The 22427-nt window shown below is 67.5% G+C and carries 21 protein-coding genes; all 21 read right to left on the bottom strand.

The window, feature by feature from the left end; genetic code table 11:
• Positions 1–41: 41 nt before the first annotated feature.
• Entirely contained in the window at positions 42–1490 is a 1449-nt protein-coding gene (locus tag BLP88_RS01535; protein ID WP_074586332.1) for an NAD(P)/FAD-dependent oxidoreductase, read from the bottom strand.
• 73 nt (positions 1491–1563) lie between these two features.
• A complete protein-coding gene (locus BLP88_RS01530; protein WP_074586331.1) occupies positions 1564–2961 on the bottom strand; it encodes a S8 family serine peptidase in 1398 nt (465 codons plus the stop codon).
• A complete protein-coding gene (locus tag BLP88_RS01525) occupies positions 2961–3902 on the bottom strand; it encodes a Ppx/GppA phosphatase family protein (RefSeq protein WP_074586329.1) in 942 nt (313 codons plus the stop codon). Before BLP88_RS01525 ends, BLP88_RS01530 begins: the two co-directional genes overlap by 1 nt.
• On the bottom strand, positions 3899–4582 hold the full coding sequence (locus BLP88_RS01520) for a DUF501 domain-containing protein (protein WP_074586328.1): 684 nt from the start codon (positions 4580–4582) through the stop codon (positions 3899–3901). The genes BLP88_RS01525 and BLP88_RS01520 overlap by 4 nt, the downstream gene beginning before the upstream one ends.
• A 67-nt stretch (positions 4583–4649) precedes the next feature.
• A complete protein-coding gene (locus BLP88_RS01515; protein ID WP_074586326.1) occupies positions 4650–5375 on the bottom strand; it encodes an FtsB family cell division protein in 726 nt (241 codons plus the stop codon).
• A 158-nt stretch (positions 5376–5533) separates the two neighbouring features.
• Positions 5534–6814, bottom strand: coding sequence for a phosphopyruvate hydratase (eno, locus tag BLP88_RS01510; protein WP_074586325.1), 1281 nt, complete (start codon positions 6812–6814; stop codon positions 5534–5536).
• A 120-nt stretch (positions 6815–6934) separates the two neighbouring features.
• Complete coding sequence (locus BLP88_RS01505) at positions 6935–7522, bottom strand: MazG nucleotide pyrophosphohydrolase domain-containing protein (RefSeq protein WP_074586621.1); 588 nt, start codon at positions 7520–7522, stop codon at positions 6935–6937.
• Positions 7523–7628: 106 nt separating this feature from the next.
• Complete coding sequence (locus tag BLP88_RS01500) at positions 7629–8774, bottom strand: adenosine deaminase (protein WP_074586323.1); 1146 nt, start codon at positions 8772–8774, stop codon at positions 7629–7631.
• A gap of 130 nt (positions 8775–8904) precedes the next feature.
• On the bottom strand, positions 8905–9564 hold the full coding sequence (locus BLP88_RS01495) for a DedA family protein (RefSeq protein ID WP_074586620.1): 660 nt from the start codon (positions 9562–9564) through the stop codon (positions 8905–8907).
• A 234-nt stretch (positions 9565–9798) separates the two neighbouring features.
• Positions 9799–10416, bottom strand: a complete 618-nt coding sequence (locus BLP88_RS01490) for a DedA family protein (RefSeq protein ID WP_074586322.1) — start codon at positions 10414–10416, stop codon at positions 9799–9801.
• 22 nt (positions 10417–10438) lie between these two features.
• Entirely contained in the window at positions 10439–11764 is a 1326-nt protein-coding gene (locus BLP88_RS01485; RefSeq protein WP_074586321.1) for a thymidine phosphorylase, read from the bottom strand.
• Positions 11761–12189 carry a cytidine deaminase gene (locus BLP88_RS01480; protein ID WP_373366895.1) on the bottom strand — a complete coding sequence of 143 codons (429 nt, stop codon included), beginning with the start codon at positions 12187–12189 and terminating at the stop codon, positions 11761–11763. The genes BLP88_RS01485 and BLP88_RS01480 overlap by 4 nt, the downstream gene beginning before the upstream one ends.
• A 2-nt stretch (positions 12190–12191) precedes the next feature.
• Positions 12192–13481, bottom strand: a complete 1290-nt coding sequence (locus tag BLP88_RS01475; protein WP_074586319.1) for an ABC transporter permease — start codon at positions 13479–13481, stop codon at positions 12192–12194.
• Positions 13478–14809: an ABC transporter permease gene (locus BLP88_RS01470; protein WP_074586318.1), complete on the bottom strand. Its 1332-nt coding sequence runs from the start codon at positions 14807–14809 to the stop codon at positions 13478–13480. The genes BLP88_RS01475 and BLP88_RS01470 overlap by 4 nt, the downstream gene beginning before the upstream one ends.
• Positions 14799–16319, bottom strand: a complete 1521-nt coding sequence (locus BLP88_RS01465) for an ABC transporter ATP-binding protein (protein ID WP_074586317.1) — start codon at positions 16317–16319, stop codon at positions 14799–14801. Before BLP88_RS01465 ends, BLP88_RS01470 begins: the two co-directional genes overlap by 11 nt.
• Before the next feature lie 189 nt (positions 16320–16508).
• Positions 16509–17615: a BMP family lipoprotein gene (locus BLP88_RS01460; protein ID WP_245679729.1), complete on the bottom strand. Its 1107-nt coding sequence runs from the start codon at positions 17613–17615 to the stop codon at positions 16509–16511.
• A gap of 228 nt (positions 17616–17843) precedes the next feature.
• Entirely contained in the window at positions 17844–18860 is a 1017-nt protein-coding gene (locus tag BLP88_RS01455; protein WP_074586314.1) for an NADP-dependent oxidoreductase, read from the bottom strand.
• Positions 18857–19288 carry an organic hydroperoxide resistance protein gene (locus tag BLP88_RS01450; protein WP_074586313.1) on the bottom strand — a complete coding sequence of 144 codons (432 nt, stop codon included), beginning with the start codon at positions 19286–19288 and terminating at the stop codon, positions 18857–18859. Before BLP88_RS01450 ends, BLP88_RS01455 begins: the two co-directional genes overlap by 4 nt.
• 44 nt (positions 19289–19332) lie before the next feature.
• On the bottom strand, positions 19333–19773 hold the full coding sequence (locus BLP88_RS01445; RefSeq protein WP_074586618.1) for a MarR family winged helix-turn-helix transcriptional regulator: 441 nt from the start codon (positions 19771–19773) through the stop codon (positions 19333–19335).
• 126 nt (positions 19774–19899) lie between these two features.
• Complete coding sequence (locus BLP88_RS01440) at positions 19900–21099, bottom strand: amidohydrolase (RefSeq protein WP_074586311.1); 1200 nt, start codon at positions 21097–21099, stop codon at positions 19900–19902.
• An 89-nt stretch (positions 21100–21188) separates the two neighbouring features.
• Positions 21189–22322 (bottom strand): mannose-1-phosphate guanylyltransferase, encoded by a 1134-nt coding sequence (locus BLP88_RS01435; RefSeq protein ID WP_074586310.1) that lies wholly within the window; start codon positions 22320–22322, stop codon positions 21189–21191.
• Positions 22323–22427: the final 105 nt, after the last annotated feature.

Genomic DNA, 22427 nt, shown 5'->3' with positions numbered 1-22427 from the left:
CCCTGGCCGAGCGCCAGCGAGGTTAGGGAGGCGGTGGGGATTTACTTGGCGTCGGCCGTGACCGGCGCCTTGTCCTTGTCCTCGGCCGGGGCCGCGGGCGCCGGAGCGGCAGCGGGCTTGGGGGCCGGAGTGGCGGCGGCCACGAAGGCACCCCGCGGGTTGTCCAAGTCGATGAGCTGGGTGGTGTCGCGGCCCGCGAAGAAGGCCAGGATCCAGCCGAAGATCACGCGGACCTTGCGCTCGACGGTGGGCATGGCCAGGCCGTGGTAGCCACGGTGCGCCAGCCAGGCGAGGCCGCCCTTGAGGCCGATGCGGCCCAGGAGGTTGATGTTGGCAACGCCCTTCCACTCGCCGAAGCCGGCCACCGCACCGAGGTTCTTGTGCTTGTAGTCAGCCAGCGGCTTGTCCCAGCGCGAAGCCCAGAGGTTCTTGGCGAGCTTCTTGGCCTGGCGCAGCGCGTGCTGGGCGTTCGGCACGCAGGTGCCGTCCGGCAGGCCCTTGCCGGTGAGGTCCGGGACGGCGGCGATGTCGCCGGCGGCCCAGGCGTTCTCGACGATGCCCTCGTCGCCGCCGATGCGCAGGTCCGGGAGGACCTTGACGCGGCCGCGCGGTTCCAGCGGGAAGTCGGTGGAGCGGACCATCGGGTTGGCCTGCACACCGGCGGCCCACACCAGGGTGTCCGCGGCAACTTCCTCGGCCGGGGACTTGTCCGGCATGTTGATCAGCTTCAGGGTGCCCTCGGCGTTGTCGAGGGAGGTGTTCAGCAGCACCTCGATGCCGCGGCTGCGCAGGTGCTCAACAACCCACTCGGCCTGCGGGGCCGTGACCTCGGGCATGATGCGGCCCATGGCCTCGACCAGGATGAAGCGGACTTCCTCCTGCTTGACGCGCGGGTTGTTCCGGACCGCGGCGCGGGCGAGGTCTTCCATTTCGGTGATGCACTCGATGCCGGCGAAGCCGCCGCCGACGACCACGAAGGTCAGGGCCTTGGCGCGCTCGGCGGCGTCGGTCATGGTGGAAGCAGCTTCGATGCGCTCGAGGACCTTGTTGCGCAGCGCAACGGCTTCCTCGATGGTCTTCAGGCCGATGCCCTTGTCCGCCAGGCCCTTGATCGGGAAGGTGCGGGTGATGGCACCGGCGGCCAGGACGACGTCGAAGTACGGGATCTCAAACGGGGCGCCACCGTCGGCCGGAGCGACAACCGCGGTGCGGTTGGCGTGGTCGATGCTGGTGACGCGGCCCTGGATCAGCTCGGTCTGCTTGAGGTGCTGGCGGTGGGAGACGACAGCGTGGCGCGCCTCGATGTTGCCGCCGGCCACTTCGGGGAGGAAGGGCTGGTAGGTCATGTAGGGCAGCGGATCGACGACGGTGACGATGCCACCGGCGTTTGCGATCTTCTTCTGCAACTTCAGTGCGACGTAGAGGCCGACGTAACCGCCGCCGACAACGAGGACTCGGGGACGGTCAATAAGCTCAGGGGTGGGTGCCATGAATCCAGAATAGCGCACTTTGTGAAAATCTTCACTAACTGCTTCCCAGGCCTCTCCCGCAGGGCGTGTGAGGCTACTTTCCGGTGCCTGGTTCCACCTTGTCGAGGGTGCCCGTGTCAGGTTCGGCGGGCGTCTTGCGGTACACCCGGCGCAGCTGCACACCGGCCGCCGCCACGATGCCGATGAAGATCGCCCCGAAGCCTATGATCACCACCCCGGGGAGTGCTGTTCCGGCCGCTGCCGGGGCCTTGGCGGCCGGAACGGTGGGATCCTGGAGGGTCGGCTTGGCGCTTGCCTTCTTGCTGGGGCTCGGCTCCTGGGTGGGGGTGCTGAAATCGCCGCGCCGGTGGACGCGGATCCACTCGTTGATGGAGCCGAGCGGGTTGCTCTTCGCTTCCGGAACGGTGGCGGACAGCGCTGCCTTCGCGTCCAGCACACCGTAGCCGTAGATCGGGTCCTTGCCCTTGACGCCGGCGTCCTTGGCGGTGGTGACGATCCGGTTCACCACTTGCTTGGCGCTCATGTCCGGCCACTTGGAACGGATCAGGGCGGCCACGCCGGAGACGATGGGCGTGGCTCCGGAGGTTCCCGCCCATTCGGCGTACCGTCCGCCCGGCATGCCGCCGATCAGTTCCTCCGCCGGGGCGGCCACGCCGATGCTGATGCCTTGCGAGGACGAGTCCACGCTGGCCTTGCCGTCCCTGTCGAGGCCGGCCACTGTCAGCACACCGGGGATCGTGGCGGGTGCACCGACCTGGACGTTCCCGCCGATGCGGTTGCCTGCGGCTGCCACGATCACCACGTCTTTTTGTTCGGCATACAGGAAGGCCGCGTCCCAGCTCTGCGGCCACTCCGGAGAGGTGCTGCCGAGTGAGATGTTGATGACCTTCGCGCCATGGTCCACGGCCCAGCGCACGGCCACCGGGATCTGTTCCTGGTCAGTCTTTCCGGCGGGGTTCGGCGAGCCGAGCCAGGTGGAGACGGAGAGGATGTCCGCCTCCGGGGCGACACCGATGATGCCGTCCGGTCCCCCGCTGCTGGTTCCGGAGGCGGGCGGGGAGGAGGAACTTGTCCGCTGGTGACCGCGGCCGGCCAGCAGAGTGGCCACCAGGGTGCCGTGTTCGGGCTTGGCACCGATGGACTTCTGGCCGTCAGGGTTTCCGGAGCCGGAGACGTCTGTTCCGCCGACCACGGCCCCCCTGAGGTCCGGATGCCGTCCGTCCACGCCGCTGTCGATGATCGCGACCTTCACTCCGGCGCCCTTGGATTCCTTCCAGGCTTCGGAGATCCCGGATTCCTTGAGCCAGTACTCCTTGTCCCGCCAGGCGTCGGCGGCGGCCGGGCTCGCCGTGGCCAGGCCGCCCGCCGCCATGGCGGCAGCGAGCCCGGTGGTGGCGAGCAGGGCGGTCAGGGTGGCGGAAAAGGTGCGGTGGCGCCGTCGTAATCCGGTGGCCGTCAACAGGCGCGCCATCAGCGGATACTCAGCGCGATGCCGTCGAGGATGTCGTGTTCGCTCGAGGTCGCAGCAGCGATGGAGCTGCCCTGCGCGAGCCGCTGCAGGATGCGCCGCCAGACCAGGGCGCCCGCGCCGATGACGTCCACCCGTCCGGGGTGCATGTACGGCAGCTTCGCCCGCTCTTCGCGGCTCATTTCCAGCAGTTCCGTGGCGGCCTTGCTGATCTGTTCGAGATCAAGGGTGGCACCATGGATCCTGCCCGGTTCGTAGCGTTCCAGGCCGAGGGCGTGTGCCGTAATGGTGGTGATGGAGCCGGCCACCCCAACGACGGCGGTGCTGCGTTCCAGAGGGACCGTCTGCGCCGCGAGGTCGATGGCGGCGTCGACGTCGGCCTCCGCCGCGGCGATTTCCGCCGCCGTGGGCGGATCGCTGCGCAGGTGGCGTTCGGTGAGCCGGACGCAGCCGATGTCCACCGACTTGGCCGCGATCACGCCGTCGGCGTCGCCGAGGACGAACTCGGTGCTGCCGCCGCCCAGGTCAACCACCAGCACGGGATCCTTGCCCCGCGAGGGGAGCACGCTGCTGGCGCCGGCGAAGGACAGCGCCGCTTCCTCATCGCCGGACACCACTTCCGGTTCCACGCCGAACAGCTCGCGGATGCCGTCCACGAAGACCTGGCGGTTGCGGGCGTCACGGCTGGCCGAGGTGGCAACGAAGCGGACTCCGCCGGCGCCGTGTTCCTCGATCAGGCGGGCGTAGTCGCGGCTCGCCGCAAACGTGCGTTCCAGGGCTTCGGGGGCGAGTTCACCCGTGGCGTCCACCCCCTGGCCGAGGCGCACCACGCGCATCTCGCGCACGACGTCGTTCAGCGGGGCTCCGGTGCCGCCGCCGTTGACGTCGGCAATCAGCAGGCGGATGGAGTTGGTGCCGCAGTCGATCGCAGCTACGCGCTTCATGCAGTGCCTTCTTCCGTGGTCGGGGACGTGCTTTGGGACTTGCGGACCGGTGCAGGCCGGCCCACGATGCCGGGCAGCCCCTGCGGCCCGTGGCGGCTGAGGTCCTTCGACGGGGCCTCGCCTTCGGTCTCCCAGGCGCCGGCGCAGTAGCAGCGGTCCTTGGTCCACCACTCGGCGATGGCGTCCAGGGCCTCGTCGCCGAGGGGGTTGACGCCCGGGCCGGCGGCAAGGGAATGGCCCACCAGCACGTGCAGGCACTTGACGCGGGTGGGCATGCCGCCGGCGGAGACCCCGGCGATTTCCGGGACGTCGCCGGTGCCGGAGCGGCCGGCGATCTCGTCCCGCGCGCGCAGGTAGGCTTCGTGCGCGCCGCGGTAGGCCTCTGCCAGTCCGGAATCGGCGGCGAGGCGGTCGTTCATCTCGTTCATGGTTCCGCCGGCTTCGAGGCGCGAGACGGCGGAGGTGATGACCGGGTGGGTCAGGTAGAACGTGGTGGGGAACGGAGTGCCGTTGCTCAGCCGCGGCGCGGTTGCCGCCACCAGGGGGTTGCCGCAGACGCAGCGGGCGGGAATTTCCACCACATCGCGCACGGGCCGGCCGAGCTGGCGGCTCAGGACGTCCAGGTCATGTGCCGAGGGCGTGCGGGATTCCTCCGTCGCAGGGGCCGTGTTCTCTTGCACTGGCGCTGCCACCTTCCTGCCCTGTTCTGCCGTCCCCTCCAGGGCACGACGGCGGCGGGCACCGCGTCTAGTCTGTTGCCGAGCGTCGGATCGACTCCCACAGGCCATCCACCCAGGGCAGGTTTCCCGGGGTTCCGGACGCTCCGTTGCCGGTGCGGCCACCCGGGGTTCCGGCGGGAACATCCGCACCAAATACCCAGTAGCCCGTTTCACCCGGCATAACCATGTTAATGCGGTCGCGCGCCTGCTGTTTGACGTAGTTGGGGTCCTGCCAACGCGAAAGCTGCTTTTTCAGGTCATCCTGTTCGGCCTGTTTGTTGGCGATTTCGGTCTCCAGGGCGGAGATTTCGGCGCGCTTTTCCAGGAAGATCTTCACCGTCGGGGCCAGCAGCACCGTGATGGCAATCATGACGACGGCCAGCGCCAGCATGCGCCCGGAAAACGCCTTGGCCGGGACCGGGTCCTCGCCGTCCTTCGCCGGGCCGCCGGTGGTGCCGCCCGTCTTGGAGATCACGGGTTGCGGTGCGGCCTTGGCGGTGTTCGCCTTCGGGACGGCGCCTTTGGGCTTGGCGGCCGTGGGACCGCCCTCCTTTACCGCCGGGCTCTTCGTTCCGGGGGACCCAGCGGACGGAGCGGCGGGTGACGCCGGAGCTGCCGGACCACTGTTTTCAGCAGCTGCGGGGGCTTTGCGGGAGTCGCCGAAATCCGCCCGGATGACGTCGCCGCCGTCGGCCTTCTGCTGGGGCCGGCCGAGGGCGTCAGCGCGGGGGACCTTGGGACGGCGGGTTGCCATGACACTCCTGTACTGCCTGCTTGTACTGCGTGGTGCATGCCCGGCGGCCTGCTGCGTTCAACGTTCCGCACGGCCGCACGGAGCGGGTGTTTCCGTTAAACGGAACCGGTGGCCATGGTCTTTCCACCATAGCCACCGGTCAGCCGTTTTCGCGGATGCTAGCCCTTGAAACGCGGGAACGCGCTGCGGCCGGCGTAGCGTGCGGCGTCGTCGAGTTCCTCTTCGATGCGCAGCAGCTGGTTGTACTTGGCAACGCGCTCGGAGCGTGCCGGGGCACCGGTCTTGATCTGGCCGGCGTTGGTGGCGACGGAGATGTCGGCGATGGTGGTGTCCTCGGTTTCGCCGGAGCGGTGCGAGGTGATGGTGGTGTAGCCGCTGCGCTGTGCCAGGGACACGGCGTCGAGGGTCTCGGTCAGCGAACCGATCTGGTTGACCTTGACGAGCAGGGAGTTGGCCGTGGCGGCGTCGATGCCCTGCTGCAGGCGCTCCGGGTTGGTGACGAAGAGATCGTCGCCCACCAGCTGGACCTTGTCACCGATGGTGTCGGTGAGGATCTTCCAGCCGTCCCAATCGTTCTCGTCCAGCGGGTCTTCGATGGAGACCAGCGGGTAGTCGGCGACGAGCTCGGCGTAGTACGCGCTCATGTCGGCGGAGCTGAGGGCCTTGCCTTCGAACTGGTATGCGCCGTCCTTGTAGAACTCGGAGGAAGCGACGTCCAGGGCCAGGGCGATGTCCTTGCCCGGGGTGTAGCCGGCCTTGGTGATGGCTTCCTGGATCAGGTCCAAGGCAGCACGGTTGGAGGGCAGGTTCGGGGCGAAGCCGCCCTCGTCGCCCAGGCCCGTGGCCAGGCCCTTTTCGTTCAGCACGGACTTGAGGTTGTGGTACACCTCGACGCCCCAGCGCAGGCCCTCGGAGAAGGTCTCGGCACCGATCGGGGCGATCATGAATTCCTGGATGTCCACATCGGAGTCGGCGTGCGAGCCACCGTTGAGGATGTTCATCAGCGGGACCGGCAGGACGTGGGCGTTCGGGCCGCCCAGGTACTTGTAGAGCGGCAGGTCGGCGGAGGCTGCGGCAGCGTTGGCCACGGCCAGGGAAACACCCAGGATGGCGTTGGCGCCGAGCTTGCCCTTGTTCGGGGTGCCGTCCAGGTCGATCATGGCCTGGTCGATGCTGCGCTGGTCGGTGGCGTCGAAGCCGATCAGGGCCGGGGAGATCTCGTCGATGACGGCGTCGACGGCCTTCTGGACACCCTTGCCGAGGTAACGGCCCTTGTCGCCGTCACGGAGTTCGACTGCCTCGTGCTCACCGGTGGAAGCGCCGGACGGAACCGCGGCGCGGCCGATCTGGCCGTCGGAGAGCAGGACCTCTACTTCTACGGTCGGGTTTCCGCGGGAGTCAAGGATCTCGCGGGCGTGGATGGCATCGATAAGCGCCATGGATTGCTCCTTATGGTGAAGCGATTTACTGGGAATCTAGAGGGAAAGTCTCGACGTCCTCGTCGGCACTAGCCTAGTCGAGAGTGGCCAAGGTTACGGAACGGTTTCCTGGAAGGCACCTCAGCGGCTTCCTTCCTCCCGCCCCTGGTAGCGGCGCACGGCGCCGCGCAGGGCCCGTTCGGCGTCGAATCCCTGCTCCCGCGCTGCGGCGGCAACGGCGAGCAGATAGTCGCCGAGTTCGGCTTCCGTCGGGTGGACCGGGACGGGCCCGACGGCGGGATCCGGCTTTCCGGCGCGCCCTGCCCTGTGGGCCCGGTCGAGGGATTTCTGCGCGAGGGAGAGCGCCGGGAGGTGCGGCGGAATGCCCTCGAACGGATCACTGCGGCCGGGCTTTTCGGCTCTTTTGACCGCATCCCACTTTTGCTCGATTTCCTCGACGGTGGCCGGGAAGGAATCCTGCAGCGTGCCGTCGGGCCGGAAGACGTGCGGGTTACGCCGGACCATCTTTGCGGTGATGGCCCAGGCGACGTCGTCGAAGTCGAAGCGGCCGTGCTCTTCGGCGAGCCGGGCGTGCAGCACCACCTGGAGGAGGACGTCGCCCAGTTCCCCGGCGAGTTCGGCCTCCGTGCCCGCCTCGATCGAGTCCACCACTTCGTAGGCTTCCTCGATCAGGTACTCCACGAGGGATTCGTGGGTGAGGGCACCCATCCAGGGGCAGTGCTCGCGCAGGGCGGCGATCACTTCCACGAGCCGGGACACGGCTCCTCCGGGGGCGGCGCCACCGGAGGAGCCGTGCTCCTTGCTTACGGGATGGTCAGCCGGCAAGGTTCGCGTAGGCGTCGTTGATGTACTCGACCAGTGCTTCCTTCTCGTCCAGGGACAGGAAGGAGGCTTCGGCGGCGTTGAGGGTGAGCTCCAGCAGGTCGTCGAGGTCGTAGTCGAAGGTTTCCACCAGCAGTTCGAATTCGTTGGTGAGGGTCACGCCGCTCATGAGCCGGTTGTCAGTGTTGACCGTGACGTTGAAGCCCAGCTGGTACAGCATGTCGATCGGGTGGCTTTCGATGCCTTCACCGAATTCCGCGATCGCGCCGGTCTGCAGGTTGGAGGACGGGCAAATTTCCAGGGCGATGCCGCGGTCCCGGACCCAGGCGGCCAGTTCGCCGAGGGTCACCATGCCCACTGCTTCCTCGCCGTCGTTCTCCGGATCCACCTCGAACTCCACCGAGATGTCCTCGGCGATCCGCACGCCGTGGCCCAGGCGCAGGGCGCGGCCGTCGAGGAGTGCGGAGCGGATGCTGTCCAGGCCCGCGGCTTCGCCGGCGTGCACGGTGGCCGGGAAGTGCTGCTCGGCCAGGTAGGTGAAGGCGTCCTTGAAGCGCGACGGCGGGAAGCCGTCCTCGGCGCCGGCGATGTCGAAGCCCACGGCGCCGTTTTCCCGGTGGCGGACGGCGAGCTCGGCGATTTCCTGGCTGCGGTCCGCGTGGCGCATGGCGGTGATGAGCTGTCCCACCTGGATGTCGCGGCCGGTGGCGGCCACGGCCTCCACGCCGGCGTCGATGCCTTCCTGCACCGCGTCCACGACCTCGTCCAGGGTGAGGCCCTTCTGCAGGTGCTGTTCCGGCGCCCAGCGCACCTCACCGTAGACGACGCCGTCGTCCGCGAGATCCTCGACGAATTCCTTGGCGACGCGCACCAAGGCTTCCTTGGTCTGCATCACGGCGATGGTGTGGTCGAAGGTCTCGAGGTAACGGACCAGGGAGCCGGAGTCGGCGGACTCTCGGAACCATTCGCCCAGTGCCACAGCGTCCGTGGAAGGCAGGGTGTGGCCGACGGCCTCGGCCAGCTCGATGATGGTGGCCGGGCGCAGCCCGCCGTCCAGGTGGTCGTGGAGGGAAACCTTGGGCAGGTTCTTCAGATCGAAGTCGAGGGCAGGGGCGGCATCAACAATGGGTTCAGTCACGGACTAAGAGTAACGCGCAGGGGTCCCCGGGCGTGGGCCCACACCGGCGAGGGACCCTGACCGAGCGAAGCGAGGTCCGGGAGCCAATGGGGACTTGCGAGGCCGGGGGGCGCGTTAGTCGCTAACGCGGTCAGCCGGCGTCCGGGATCCTGGCGGTTTCCTTCTCGTCCTGCGCGTCCACTTCCATGGCCGCCGCCGCGGCGTCCTTCCGTTCCAGGTACTTGTGCCACCAGCGCAGCGCGTGGTCCACCACGAAACCGAGGACGACGGCGAACGCCACCGCGATGCCGACGCCCAGCAGCGGGTTGTTGTGCACCCACTGCCCGGCGAGCAGCCCGACGCCGATGGAGTAGCCCACCCAGGTGACGCAGGCGAAGGCGTCCAGCCAGAAGAAGGTGCGGTGCCGGAACCCGGTCTGTCCCGCCACGTAGTTGACGGCGACGCGGCCCCAGGGAATGTAGCGGGCGGTGAAGATGAGCACGGCCCCGCGCTTGCCGAGTTCGTACTGGGCCCAGGCGAACATCTTCTTCACCTTGGGCCGGCGCATCCATTTCCAGCGGTCCAGGCCGATCTTGCGGCCCAGCAGGTAGGCCATGTTGTCTCCGGCCATGGCGCCGATCAGGGCGGTGATACCCAGGATCCAAAGGTTCGGTTGCCCGTGGTGCAGGGAGAGCGCGGACAGCCCCACAATGGCCGTTTCGCTGGGCAGGATCGTGGCGAAGCCGTCGATGAAAAAGAACACCAGGAGAACGGGGTAAATCCACGGTTGCCCGGCGGCGTGCTCAAGCATCTGGTTCAGGAATTCCACGGACGACGGCTCCTAGTACTGACCGGGCGATCTGACCGGGGGAATAAGGGCTGGACAGCTTGTCCAAGTGTCCCACGGCCGGTGCGTCGTTCGCTACGCCCCGACCGCGGGAATCACGGTCTCAACGGTATCCCGGGCGGCTGCTTCCGATGGTCCTCCCGCGGGCTGATTTTCCGGCGTCGGGAGGCTCATACCCTGGGTTGAGCGGGGGGCGGATCAGGCGCTGTCCAGATCCTCGGGCAGAGGGCCGCGCACCTTGCTGATGATCCGGTCCACGATGACGCCCAGGATGACGGCGGCGACGATCGCGATCACGGCGCCCAGCAGGTGGTTGTGCTCGAACCACTGGCCGAAGAACACGCCGATCGCCACCGAGTACCCCGCCCAGAGCACGGCGGACACAGCGGTCAGCGAGATGAACTCCCCGTGCCGGAAATGCGTGGCGCCGGCCGTGAGGTTGACGGCCACCCTGCCGACCGGGATGAACCGCGCCACCAGGATCAGCGAGGCTGCCCGACGGCGGAGCTCCCGCCCGGCCCAGCGGAACGCCCCCTGCATCCGCTGGGTCCGCATCCACCGCCAGCGCCGGGTGCCCATCCTGCGGCCGATGAGGTAGGCGATGTTGTCGCCGCTGAACGCCCCGATGGCAGCCACCACGATCAGCAGCCAGGGGTTGGGCACGCCCGCCGTCGCGGCCACTGCCGCCAGGCCCACCACCACGGATTCGCTGGGGATCGGCGGGAAGAAGCCGTCGATCAGGCAGCAGGCGAGGACAAGGAACAGGACCCAGGGTTGCCCCGCGGCCGCGAGGATGAAGTCGTTGATTGCCTGCACGGTTTCCTAGGCTATCCGGTCCTCAGGCAATCCGGTCGATGATCAACTGTTGTGCCGGCCGGGAGCCCTCCGGCCCGATCACTACGGCGTCCTGCAGCGCTTCCTTGGCGCGTTCGAACTTTTCCGGGGTGTCTGTCAACAGGGTCATGAGCGGTTCGCCGGCCCGGACATAGGCGCCGGGCTTGGCGTGCATCCGCACCCCCGCCCCGGCCTGCACGACGTCTTCCTTCCGGGCCCGGCCCGCCCCGAGACGCCACGCCGCGACGCCCACGGACAGCGCGTCCAGTTCCAGGAGGACCCCGTCGGCCGGGGCGTAGACGACTTCGGATTCCTTCGCCACGGGAAGCGCGGCCTTCGGGTCGCCGCCCTGCGCCTCGATCATCCGGTTCCACGCGTCCATCGCCCGGCCGTCGTTGAGCGCGGCGGCGGGATCGGCGTCGTGGATTCCCGCGCAGGCGAGCATCTCCTCGGCGAGCCGGACGGTGAGTTCGACGACGTCTTCCGGGCCGCCGCCGGCCAGCACCTCCACGGATTCGGCCACTTCGATGGCGTTGCCCGCGGTGAGGCCGAGCGGGGTGTCCATGTTGGTCAGCAGGGCCACGGTGTTCACCCCCGCGTCCTTGCCCAGGGCGACCATGGTTTCGGCGAGTTCCCGGGCGCGGGCCTCGTCCTTCATGAAGGCGCCCGAGCCCACCTTGACGTCCAGCACCAGCGAGCCCGTGCCTTCGGCGATTTTCTTGCTCATGATAGAGGAGGCGATAAGCGGGATCGCCTCCACCGTTCCGGTGACGTCACGCAGGGCGTAGAGCTTCTTGTCCGCCGGGGCCAGGCCGCTGCCCGCGGCACAGATGACGGCGCCCGTGTCCTGCAGCTGGGCCAGGATTTCCTCATTGCTCAGCGCGGCCCGCCAGCCGGGGATGGCCTCCAGCTTGTCCAGGGTTCCGCCGGTGTGGCCGAGGCCGCGGCCGGAGAGCTGCGGCACGGCCACCCCGAATACCGCAACCAGGGGCGCGAGCGGAAGGGTGATCTTGTCCCCCACGCCCCCGGTGGAGTGCTTGTCCACGGTGGCCTTCACGCCGCCGTCGGGCCGCCGCAGGCCGGAGAAGTCCATCCGCTCGCCCGAGGCGATCATCGCCGCGGTCCAACGGGAGATTTCTTCCCGGTTCATCCCGTTGAGCAGGATGGCCATGTTCAGGGCGGACATCTGCTCGTCGGCGATCACGCCGCGCGTGTAGGCGTCGATGGTCCAGTCGATCTGTTCCGGGGTCAGGGTTCCCTTGTCCCGTTTGATGGTGATGATCTGGACGGCGTCAAACGGTTCGGCGTCGAACGCCTCGTTGCTGTTCACTGCGTGTCCTCCAAACGGCTGTTCTTCAGGTTTTCGGGCTCCAGGTTTTCGGGGCCGAAGGCGTCGGGCAGCACCTGGTCCATGCTCCGGATGCCCTTGCTGGTCATGAGCTGCATGCCGGGCGCCCGGAATTCATACAGCAGCTGCCGGCAGCGGCCGCAGGGCATCAGCACCGCACCGTTCGCGTCAACGCAGTAGAACGCCGCCAGGCGTCCACCGCCGCTCATGTGCAGCTCCCCCACCAGCGCGCATTCGGCGCACAGCGTCAGCCCGTAGCTGGCGTTCTCCACGTTGCAGCCGCTAACGATCCTGCCGTCCTCGGTGAGGGCCGCGGCCCCCACCGGGAACTTCGAATACGGTGCGTAGGCTTTCCGCATGGCGGCCACGGCAGCGCCTTCCAGGGCCTTCCAGTTGATGTCCGCCACGCTCAGCCCTTGACGTACGGTATGCCGCTGGCCGCCGGTGGCCTGGACCTGCCCACCAGCCCGGCGACGGCGAAGATCGTCACCAGGTAGGGCAGCATCGCCATGAACTGGCTGGGTACGGGGGTGCCGATGATGCCCAGGATGGACTGCAGGTTGTAGGCGAAGCCGAAGAGCAGGGACGCCAGGAAGGCTCCGATCGGGTTCCACCGGCCGAAGATGAGGGCCGCCAGGGCGATGAAGCCGCGGCCGCCGGAGATCTCCTTGGTGAAGGAATCGATGGTCACCAGGGTGAAGATGGCGCCGCCGATGCCGGCGATCGCACCGCCCAGGGTCACGTTCCAGAAGCGGGTGGCATTGACGTTGATGCCCAGCGTGTCGGCCGCCTGCGGGTGCTCGCCGACGGCCCGGACGCGGAGGCCCCAGCGGGTCTTGAACAGCCCCACCCAGACGACGGCAACGGCCACGTACATCAGGTAGCCGGCCACCGACTGCTCGAACAGGATCGGTCCGATGATCGGGATGTCGGACAGGAACGGGATGGGCAGGATGTCCAGCCGGGCCGGTGTGTTGAACAGTTCCTTGTCCGGGGCCATGACGGTGCCGAAGAGGAAGCCCGTCAAGCCGGACACCAGGACGTTCAGCACCACGCCCACGATGATCTGGTTGACCAGGTACTTGATGCTGAATACGGCCAGCACCATCGACACGAGGGCTCCGGCCGCGGCGGCGGCCAGCAGCCCGACGTAGGCGTTGTGGGTCACGGTCGCCACGAGTGCGGCGGTGAAGGCGCCGCCCAGGAGCTGGCCTTCGATGGCGATGTTGACGACGCCGACCCGCTCGCAGAGCACGCCTGAGAGGGAACCGAAGACCAGAGGCACGGCGAGCGTCACCGACCCGGCGATCAGCCCGGCCAACGAGATGGACGGTTCACGGGCGCCGGCCACGATCCACACCAGCAGGGCGAACACGAACACTACTGCGAAGGCGATGGGCAGCCATTTGGGCGAGCGCTCCCCCTTCGACCAGAGGTACACCGAGTAGGCGGCCATCGCCAGCAGCAGGATGGCCAGTGCGATTCCGCCGCCCTGTCCGGGAATCAGGATGGCCGGGAGCTCCATGGCGTCGCCCTGCTCGCTGACCTTCATTTCCGCGGTCTTGGAGGGTCCGAGGAAGCCAAAAAACACCAGGGCCACGAGGGAAAGCACCCCAAGCGAAACGGGAACCTTCAGTGACGGGCGGAGCGCCGTCGTCGGCCCTGCGGGGACCGGCGCCGGTTTGGTTGCGGTGGTCATTTGGCACCTCCGGTGGCGACGGCGGCCTTCGCCGCAGCCTTGGCGCGCTTCTTCCTGCCGGGATTGAGCCCGAAGATCGAGCGAATCAGCGGAGGAGCGGCGATGAACAGGACGATAAGGGACTGGACCACCAGGACGATGTCGATCGGCGTTCCGGTCTGGATCTGCATCTGCACGGCCCCGGCGCGGAAGGCACCGAAGAGCAGGCCGGCGAAGAACGTTCCCCACGGCGTGCTGCGGCCAAGGAGGGCAACCGTGATGGAATCAAAGCCTATCTGTGCCGCGACTCCGCCCGTGAGGACCTTCTCCGTGCCGGCCACCTGCGCGATGCCGCCGAAACCGGCCAGGGCGCCGGCCATTGCCATCACCAGGATGGTGGCGGTTTGGACGTTGACGCCGGCGGTCCGCGCGGCCGCGGGGTTCGCGCCCACGGCCCGGAATTCGAAGCCGATCGTGGAGCGGTTGAGCAGCCACCAGACACCGGCGGTCAGCGCGACGGCCACGAGGAAGCCCAGGTGCAGCCGCGAGCCGGGGATCAGTTGCGGGTACACAGCGGACTCATCCAGCCGCGGCGAGATGGGGCTGACGTCCCCCGGACGCCGGAAAGCCTCGGTATTGAGCAGGAAGTCCAGCAGGAACAGCGCCACGTAGTTCAGCATGATGGTCACGATGACTTCGTGGGCGCCGGTGCGTGCCTTCAGGAGGCCGACGACCGCGCCCCAGGCGGCGCCGCCGATCACGCCCATCACGATCACCACCAGCAGGTGCAGCACGAGGGGCAGGTGCCAGGCGAAGCCGGCGTAGGCGCCCAGCGTGGCGCTGATGATGATTTGTCCCTGGGCGCCGATGTTGAACAGGCCCGCGCGGAAGGCGAGCGCCACGCCGAGGCCGGCGCAGATCAGGGGCGTGGCCACCGTCATGGTTTCCAGCAGCGGCGAGAATCCCTGGCGCGGGTTGAACACGGAGCCCTGGAAAAGGGCAACGTAGCTCCTCGTCATGGCGCTCCACAGTGCCGACAGGAAATCGCTGGGCCGGGCAAAGAAGTACCCGGCGGTCCTGGCGACGGCGGGATCGGTGCTGGCGATCAGGATGCCGCCCAGCACCAGGGCCACGAAGACCGCGAGGAGCGACACGAAGCCATTGCCCATGACGATCCGGCGCAGCACGCTGCCCTGCGGGTGGCCGGTGTCCCCGCTTTGCGTGGAGACCGGGACCAGCGACGGTTCGAGCGTGCCGCCCGCCGTGTCGAGTGCGACGTCGGCGGCCTGGACCTCCTCGACGGTTTCCTTGTCCGGATCCACGGGTGGGTTGCTGTCCTTAGTTGTCATTGGAGCCTCCTTCCGGGCCTACGCCGGCCATCATCAGGCCGAGGGTGTCTCGCGGGGTTCCGGCGGGCACGATGCCCACCAGTTTGCCCTTGTACAGCACGGCAATCCTGTCGGCCAGTTCGGCCACCTCGTCCAGTTCCGTGGAGACGATCATCACCGGGGTTCCGGCGTCGCGTTCCGCGATGATCCTGCGGTGCAGGAACTCGATGGACCCGACGTCGACGCCGCGTGTCGGCTGGCTCGCGATGAAGAGCCGCAGTGGCCGGGACAGCTCCCGCGCCATGACCACTTTCTGCTGGTTGCCGCCTGACAGCGTTCCCGCCGCCGAGCCCGCTGAGGGGGTCCGGATATCGAATTCCTTGATCTTGGCTTCGGCGTTGCCGGAGACCTTGGCGGGACTCATGCTCACGCCCCTGGCGAACGGCGCCTGGTCGTAGAGGTCCAGCACCAGGTTTTCCGCCACCGAGAAGGGCCCTACCAGGCCGTCATGGGTGCGGTCTTCCGGAACGAATCCGACGCCGGAGCGCAGCACCTCCTTGACCGGCAGGCCGAGCAATTCCTTGCCGTCGAGCATGACGGATCCGGCCACATGCTCCTGGACCCCGAGGATCGCTTCGGTGAGCTCGGTCTGGCCGTTGCCCTGCACTCCTGCCACGGCGAGGATTTCGCCTTTGGCGATCTCGAAGCTGATGCCATCGACGACGTTGGTGCCGTTGGCCGCGCGTACCGTGAGGTCGCGCACGACGAAGGTGGTTTCCCCCGGCTGGGCGGCGGCCTTGTTGAGGCTCAGGCTGACCGGCCGACCGACCATCATGGACGCCAGCTCGGTGGGCGAGGCCGTGGGCGGAGCGTCCCCCACGACTTTGCCGCGGCGGATTACGGTGATGACGTCGGAGACAGCCTTGACCTCTCGCAGCTTGTGCGAGATGAACACGATCGATGTTCCGGCCGCTTTGAGCTGGCGCATAATGTCCAGCAACTCGTCGGTTTCCTGCGGCGTCAGCACGGCGGTGGGTTCGTCCAGGATCAGCACTTTCGCGTTCCGGACCAACGCCTTGATGATTTCCACCCTTTGCTGCACTCCGACGGGCAGGTCCTCCACGAGGGCGTCGGGGTCGACGTCAAAGCCGTAGCGTTCGGAGATTTCGCGGATTTCCTTCCGGGTCTTCTCCAGGTTCAGGATGCCGCCAGGGCTTGTCGGTTCGGCGCCGAGGGCAACGTTTTCTGCAACCGTGAATACGGGGATCAGCATGAAATGCTGGTGGACCATGCCGATTCCCGCGGCCATGGCGTCGCCCGGGCCGCGGAAGTTCATGGGCTTCCCGTCCACCAGGATCCTGCCCGCGGTGGGCTCGTACAGCCCGTACAGCACGTTCATGAGGGTGGATTTTCCGGCTCCGTTTTCACCGAGAAGGCAATGGATCTGGCCGGATTCGACCACAAGGTCGATGTCTTGGTTGGCGTAAAAGGATCCGAAGGCCTTCGAGATCCCTTTCAATTCGAGTTTCACAACTCCCACCGTTCTTTTGAGTCCGAAAGACGGCCACGCTGCCAGTACCGGGGCGCGTGAGCCAAGCCTATCTCGCGAGGGCCCCGAAGTGAGGGCAGCGAACTTTGGGAGCGGGATAGGCGCTAGTTTGGGCAAAAACACGCCGCCAGTACCGAGGGCACGGTACCGGCGGCGTGTTCGGTGGAGTGTCTACTTCTTCGGGCTCGCCTTGGATTCAACCTTCAGCTTGCCGGAAATGATGTCCGCCTTCAGGGCGTCCAGTTCGGACTTGGTCTCAGCGGAGACGGCCGAATCGAAGTCATGGAACGGAGCGATCGCGACGCCGCCGTTTTCAAGGGTGCCGACGAAGGCCTCGTTCGAGAACTTGCCGTCCTTGTCGTCCTTGACCAGGCCTTCCACAGCCTCGTCCATCTTCTTCACGATGGAGGTGAACATCAGGTCCTTGTATTCAGGGGCCGTCAGGTAGCCGTCCGAGTCGACCCAGATGAGCTTGACGTCCTTGCCTGCCGCCTTGGCTTCCTTCAGTGCCGCGCCGGCGCCCTTGCCCACCGGTCCGGCCACGGGCAGGATGATGTCCGCGCCCTGGTCCAGCAGGTTCTTGGTGACCTGCTTGCCGGTGTCCTGCTTCTCGAAGTCGCCGGTAAAGGAGCCGTTCTGCGAGGCCTTGTCCCAACCGACTACCTGGACCTTCTTGCCCTTGGCAGCGTTGTAGGCCTGGACGCCGTCATAGAAACCGTCCATGAAAATAGTGACCGTGGGGATCTTGGCCCCGCCGAAAGTGCCGACCTTTCCTGTCTTGGACGTGGCGGCCGCAGCGTAGCCGGCGAGGTAGGCGGCCTGGGCGGTGTCATAGATGACAGGCTTCACGTTGGCGATCGGTGCCGGGTAGGCAAAGTCGATGATGGCGAAGTGCTTGTCCGTGTTGTCCGCTGCGGCCTTCTTGGTGGCGTCGCCGAGGAGGTAGCCGACGGTGACCGTCAGCTTGCAGCCGGCGCTCATCATGCCGTTGAGGTTGGTCTCGTAGTCGCTGTTGGCCTTGGACTCCGCGGACTTCACCGTGATGCCCAGGTCCTTTTCGGCCTTCTTCAATCCGTCATAGGAAGACTGGTTGAAGGACTGGTCGTCGAAGCCGCCCGAGTCGGACACGATGCAGGCGGTGTAGTCACTCGCCGTGTTCGTGCCGGTACCGGCTTCCGGGGCCGCTCCGCAGCCTGTGAGCAGGAGCGCGGCGGCGCCTGCTGTGGCAACGCCAGCCGTTGAACCGCGCTTGAGGGTGGCACGCAGTGATTGCTTCAATGTTCCTCCAGGAAGAAAGTGATTGATGCTACGACGGTGGGTCAATGAGTGTCCGTTTCGAAGACTCGAGCCTGAAATTCTGTTTTCACTGATGCTTCGCAGCATGCGCCGGAGCGCACTTATGCATCAAACACTAGTGGCGCAGGCCACACCCGGGCATAACAAAAGCCCAACGATCCGCGGATTGTTGGGCTTTTGTTACTTTGCAGTAGCCGGCGGGGCGGGAACTTAGATCCGCACGAGCATCTTGCCGGTGTTGGCGCCGTCCAGGAGGTCGATGAAGGCCTGCGGCGCGTTCTCCAGCCCTGCCACGATGGTCTCGTCGTAGCGCACGGTCCCGTCCGCGAGCCAGCCCGCCATCCGGCCGGCGAACTCTGCGGCGTGCTGGCGCTGCCCGCCCACGAGGAAGCCCCGCAGGGTAAGCTGCTTGCCGATCGCGACGGCAAGATTGCGGGGCGCTGCCGGCGGCTCGGTGGAGTTGTACTGGGCGATGGCCCCGCACATGGCGACCCTGCCTCCGGTGTTCATCAGCGCCAGGGCGGCCTCCAGGTGTTCGCCGCCGACGTTGTCGAAGTAGACGTCGATCCCGCCCTCCCCCGCGGCCGCCGCCAACTGCTCCAGCACCGGGGCATCGCGGTAGTTGAATGCGGCGTCGAAGCCCAGTTCCAGCAGGCGTTCCACCTTCTCCGCCGTCCCGGCGCTGCCGATTACCTTCGCGGCGCCCATGGCCTTGGCGATCTGTCCCACGATCGAACCGACCGCACCTGCGGCACCGGAGACGAACACGACGTCCCCGGCCTTGAATTCGGCCACCTTGAGCAGGCCGGCGTAGGCGGTCAGCCCGGTCATGCCCAACGCCCCGAGGAACGCCGAATGCGGTGCCAGCCCGGACGGTACCGGCGTCGTGGCGGCGGCGTCCACCACCGCGTACTCGCGCCAGCCGCGCTGGTGCACGACGACGTCGCCCGGCTTGTGCGCGTCCGAACGGGACGCGATCACCTCACCCACCGCGCCGCCGTCGAGCGCTTCATCCAGGCGGAAGGGCGCGGAGTAGGACTTGCTGTCGTTCATGCGGCCGCGCATGTAGGGGTCCACGGAAATGAACTCGTTCCGGACCAGGATCTGCCCCTCTTCCAGCACGGGGACGCCCGCCTCGGCGAGGCGGAAGTTTTCCGGAACGGGCCGGCCCTGGGGTCGGGAGGCGAGCCGGATCTCGCGGCCACTGAATGGGAGGGCGCGGCTCATGCGGCCACCTCCACGAGGGTGATGTCGACGTCGATGTTCCCGCGGGTTGCGTTGGAGTAGGGGCAGATCCGGTGCGCCTTGGCCACCAACTGCTCGGCCGTTTCCCGGTCGAGGGCGGGCAGGGCGATTTCGAGTTCGGCGGCCAGGCCGTAGCCTTCCCCGTCCTCAAGGGCACCGAAATGGATCTTCGCCGCCACCGCGGAATCGCTGAGGTCCGCGCGGGCCTTGCGGCCCACCAGACGCAGAGCCGAGTGGAAGCACGCGGCGTAGCCGGCGGCGAACAGCTGTTCCGGGTTGGTGCCCTGTCCGTTGCCGCCCAGTTCCACGGGGCTGGCGAGCGCCACGTCCAGCTTGCCGTCCTTGCTGCGCGCGTTTCCGTCGCGGCCTTCGCCGGAGGCCAGTGCCTCCGCGGTGTAAAGGGTCTTCATGGGTCTTCCGTTCTGTTTGTTCCGGTTCCGGAGAGCGTGGGGGCTTAAGACTTGTCCGCGGCCTGCAGGGCGGCGGTGAGCCGCAGGAGGGTTGTGTGCAGCTGGGCCAATTCGGCGGCGTCCAGCCCCGCGGCGTCCGCGAGCCTCTTGGGCACGGCGCCGGCGCCTTCGCTGAGCCCTCGGCCGGTCTCCGTGAGATGGACTTCGACGCGCCGTTCGTCGTCGAGCGCACGACGCCGGTCCACGAGGCCGAGCGCCTCGAGCCGCTTGAGCAGCGGGGACAGCGTGCCGGAATCCAGGCCCAGCGCGGCGCCCAGTTCGCGGACGGTGCGTGGTTCCTCTTCCCAGAGCACCAGCATCACGAGGTACTGGGGGTAGGTCAGCCCGAGCGATTCGAGCACGGGCCGGTAGACCGCCGTCGCCGCCTTCGAGGCGGAGTACAGCGCGAAACAGACCTGGTGGTTCAGCCGGGGTGCGTCACTCATGAAGAAAACGATAGACCACAATTAAATTGTGCACAACTCAATCGCCCCGAAAGAAGCGCGAACGTACAGTTGGGGCCCTAAAATCGTCGGATTCAGGGCCCCAACTGTACGTTCGCGCTGGAAAGGCTAGAGGTCGCGGAGGGTGCGCAGGGCGGCCGCGGCGAGGACCCGCACGGCGTAGCCGAGGGCACGCTCGTCCACAATGAAGTCGCCGCGGTGCAGGTCGTACTCCTCGCCGCCGGGAGTGTGGGTGCCCAAGCGCATCATGGCGCCGGGGATGTCGGCGAGGAACCAGGCGAAGTCCTCCCCGCCCATGGACTGCGGAGTCAGGACCACGGCGTGCTCGCCGAGTTCGGCGCGTGCCGCGGCCTCGATGATGGCCGTTTCGTCCTCGGAGTTGACCACGGGCGGAACGCCGCGGGTGTGTTCCAGGTGGACGTCCACTCCGTAGGGCGCGGCGATTTCGCGCACGACCTCGTCGAGCAGTTCGCCGGCGTCGTGCCAGGCGTCACGGTCCAGGCAGCGCATGGTGCCGGCCATGTACCCGTTCGCGGGAATCGCGTTGGGCGCCGAACCGGCCGAAATCTGGCCCCAGACCACGGAGACGCCGCTGCGCACATCCACCCTGCGGGACAGCACCGCGGGAACGTTGACGGCGATTTGGGACAACGCGAACACGAGGTCTTCGGTGAGGTGCGGGCGCGAGGTGTGCCCGCCGCGGCCGGTCAGCTCGATCTTGATGGTGTCCGAGGCCGACGTGATGGCGCCGATGCGGGTACCGACCTGGCCCACGTTGATGCGCGGGTCGCAGTGCAGCGCCATGATGCGGGGTACGCCGTCGAGCACGCCCTGATCGATGCAGGACAGGGCCCCGCCGGGCATGGTCTCCTCAGCGGGCTGGAAGATGATCCGCACTGTGCCGCCGAGCGGCTTGGCCTGGTGCATGCCGTGCAGCACCAGCGCCACGCCCAGCATGGTGGTGGTGTGGACATCGTGGCCGCAGGCGTGGGTGACGCCGTGGTTCTTGGAAGCGAAGGGAAGCCCGGTTTCCTCGATGATCGGCAGCGCGTCGATGTCGCCGCGCAATGCCGTGGAGATGGGCCCTTCCCCCACGTCCACCGTGAGGCCCGTTCCCTCGAGCCGGCGGGGCTTGAGCCCCGCGGCCTCGAGCCGCTCCACGAGCTTGTCCGTGGTGCGGAATTCCTTGAAGGAAAGCTCCGGGTGCGCGTGCAGGTCCCTTCGGAATTCGATCAAGTCCGGCAGGAGTTCCTCGAGCCACGGTCCCACCACGGGAGTCGGCTCGGTTTCAGTAGTGAAATTGCGCACCTCACAACTCTAGCCATCCCGGCGGGCGGCGGAACGAAAGGCGTCTCTTGGTTACGGGATCGTGCCGTTCTCCGGCCGCCGTTATCCGGCTACAGGACGTCGGTGTCGCCGCTGGCCTTGAGCGCGTCGACGGCGCCCTTGACCCGCTGGGCGTGCTCCTTCGTGGTGACCAGCAGGGCATCCGGGGTATCCACGATCACCACGTCCTTGATGCCGATCAGGGCGATCACGCGCTTCGTGTCGGACACCACCACGCCGCTGGCGTTCTCGGTGAAGACGCGGGCGCCTTCACCAAGCACGGTGACCTCGTCGACGTCGCCGGCGCTGTTCAGCCGGCCGATGGCGGCAAAGTCACCGACGTCGTCCCAGCGGAAGGCGCCGGGCACGACGGCGACATCGCCCGCCGCCGCGGCCGGTTCGGCCACGGCGTAGTCGATGGCGATCTTGGGCAGGGTCGGCCAGACCCGGGCGGTGACCTCGGCGCGCTGCGGGGTGTCCCAGGCGGCGGCGATTTCCTGCAGCCCGGCGAATAGTTCGGGCTGGTTCGATTCGAGGTGCTTGAGCATCAGCGCCACCGGGGCGACGAACATGCCGGCGTTCCAGACGTATTCGCCGGACTCGAGGTACTTCCTGGCGACGTCCTCGCTGGGCTTCTCCACGAACTCGACCACAGCGTGGGCGCTCGGTGCGCCGTCAATCTTGAGCAGTTCACCGGTGCGGATGTAGCCGAAGCCCGTGGACGGGTGCGTCGGCTTAATGCCGATGGTGACGATCTTGCCGCTGGCCGCGGTGTGGATGGCTTCCCGGACGCTGTCCTGGAAGACCTGGTCCGGGCTGATGACCTGGTCCGCGGCGAAGGAACCCATGATGGTGTCCGGGTCGCGGCGGTGCAGGATCGCGGCGGCCAGGCCGATGGCGGCGCCGGAATCCTTGGGCTCGCTTTCGAGCACCAGTTCGTCCTCGCCGACCTCCGGGAGCTGGCGGCAGACGGCTGCACGGTGCGCGACGCCGGTGACCACGAGGACGCGGTTGCCGGCCAGGGGTTCGAGCCGGTCGTAGGTGGAGCGCAGCAGGGTGCTGCCGGAACCGGTCAGGTCGTGGAGGAACTTCGGCGCGGCGGCCCGCGAAAGGGGCCACAGGCGCGTCCCGACTCCACCGGCCGGAATGACCGCGTGGAAGCGGTTCAGCGGGGATGCGGGGCGGGAAGCATTGTCTGTACTCACCGCCTTACCTTATCCGACCATGCCCGCATCGACGCCTTTGTGGTGTTCGTCTCATCGGGGCATGCAAAAGGCTGAAAACAAGGCACGAAACTGTCCATTCCGCCT

This window comes from Arthrobacter cupressi (genome assembly GCF_900099975.1).
GTDB lineage: Bacteria > Actinomycetota > Actinomycetes > Actinomycetales > Micrococcaceae > Arthrobacter > Arthrobacter cupressi.
The sequence above is the reverse complement of the archived record's forward strand: the minus strand, read 5'-3'. Positions and strand labels throughout refer to the sequence as shown.

Excerpts from the sequence above, each read along its gene's own strand:
- BLP88_RS01445 (WP_074586618.1), bottom strand. The coding sequence starts at position 19,773 with ATGAGTGACGCACCCCGGCTGAACCACCAGGTCTGTTTCGCGCTGTAC.
- eno (WP_074586325.1), bottom strand. The coding sequence starts at position 6,814 with ATGGCGCTTATCGATGCCATCCACGCCCGCGAGATCCTTGACTCCCGC.
- BLP88_RS01525 (WP_074586329.1), bottom strand. The coding sequence starts at position 3,902 with ATGAAGCGCGTAGCTGCGATCGACTGCGGCACCAACTCCATCCGCCTG.
- BLP88_RS01515 (WP_074586326.1), bottom strand. The coding sequence starts at position 5,375 with ATGGCAACCCGCCGTCCCAAGGTCCCCCGCGCTGACGCCCTCGGCCGG.
- BLP88_RS01505 (WP_074586621.1), bottom strand. The coding sequence starts at position 7,522 with ATGGGTGCCCTCACCCACGAATCCCTCGTGGAGTACCTGATCGAGGAA.
- BLP88_RS01530 (WP_074586331.1), bottom strand. The coding sequence starts at position 2,961 with ATGGCGCGCCTGTTGACGGCCACCGGATTACGACGGCGCCACCGCACC.
- BLP88_RS01475 (WP_074586319.1), bottom strand. The coding sequence starts at position 13,481 with ATGACCACCGCAACCAAACCGGCGCCGGTCCCCGCAGGGCCGACGACG.
- BLP88_RS01470 (WP_074586318.1), bottom strand. The coding sequence starts at position 14,809 with ATGACAACTAAGGACAGCAACCCACCCGTGGATCCGGACAAGGAAACC.
- BLP88_RS01450 (WP_074586313.1), bottom strand. The coding sequence starts at position 19,288 with ATGAAGACCCTTTACACCGCGGAGGCACTGGCCTCCGGCGAAGGCCGC.
- BLP88_RS01455 (WP_074586314.1), bottom strand. The coding sequence starts at position 18,860 with ATGAGCCGCGCCCTCCCATTCAGTGGCCGCGAGATCCGGCTCGCCTCC.
- BLP88_RS01495 (WP_074586620.1), bottom strand. The coding sequence starts at position 9,564 with ATGCTTGAGCACGCCGCCGGGCAACCGTGGATTTACCCCGTTCTCCTG.
- BLP88_RS01535 (WP_074586332.1), bottom strand. The coding sequence starts at position 1,490 with ATGGCACCCACCCCTGAGCTTATTGACCGTCCCCGAGTCCTCGTTGTC.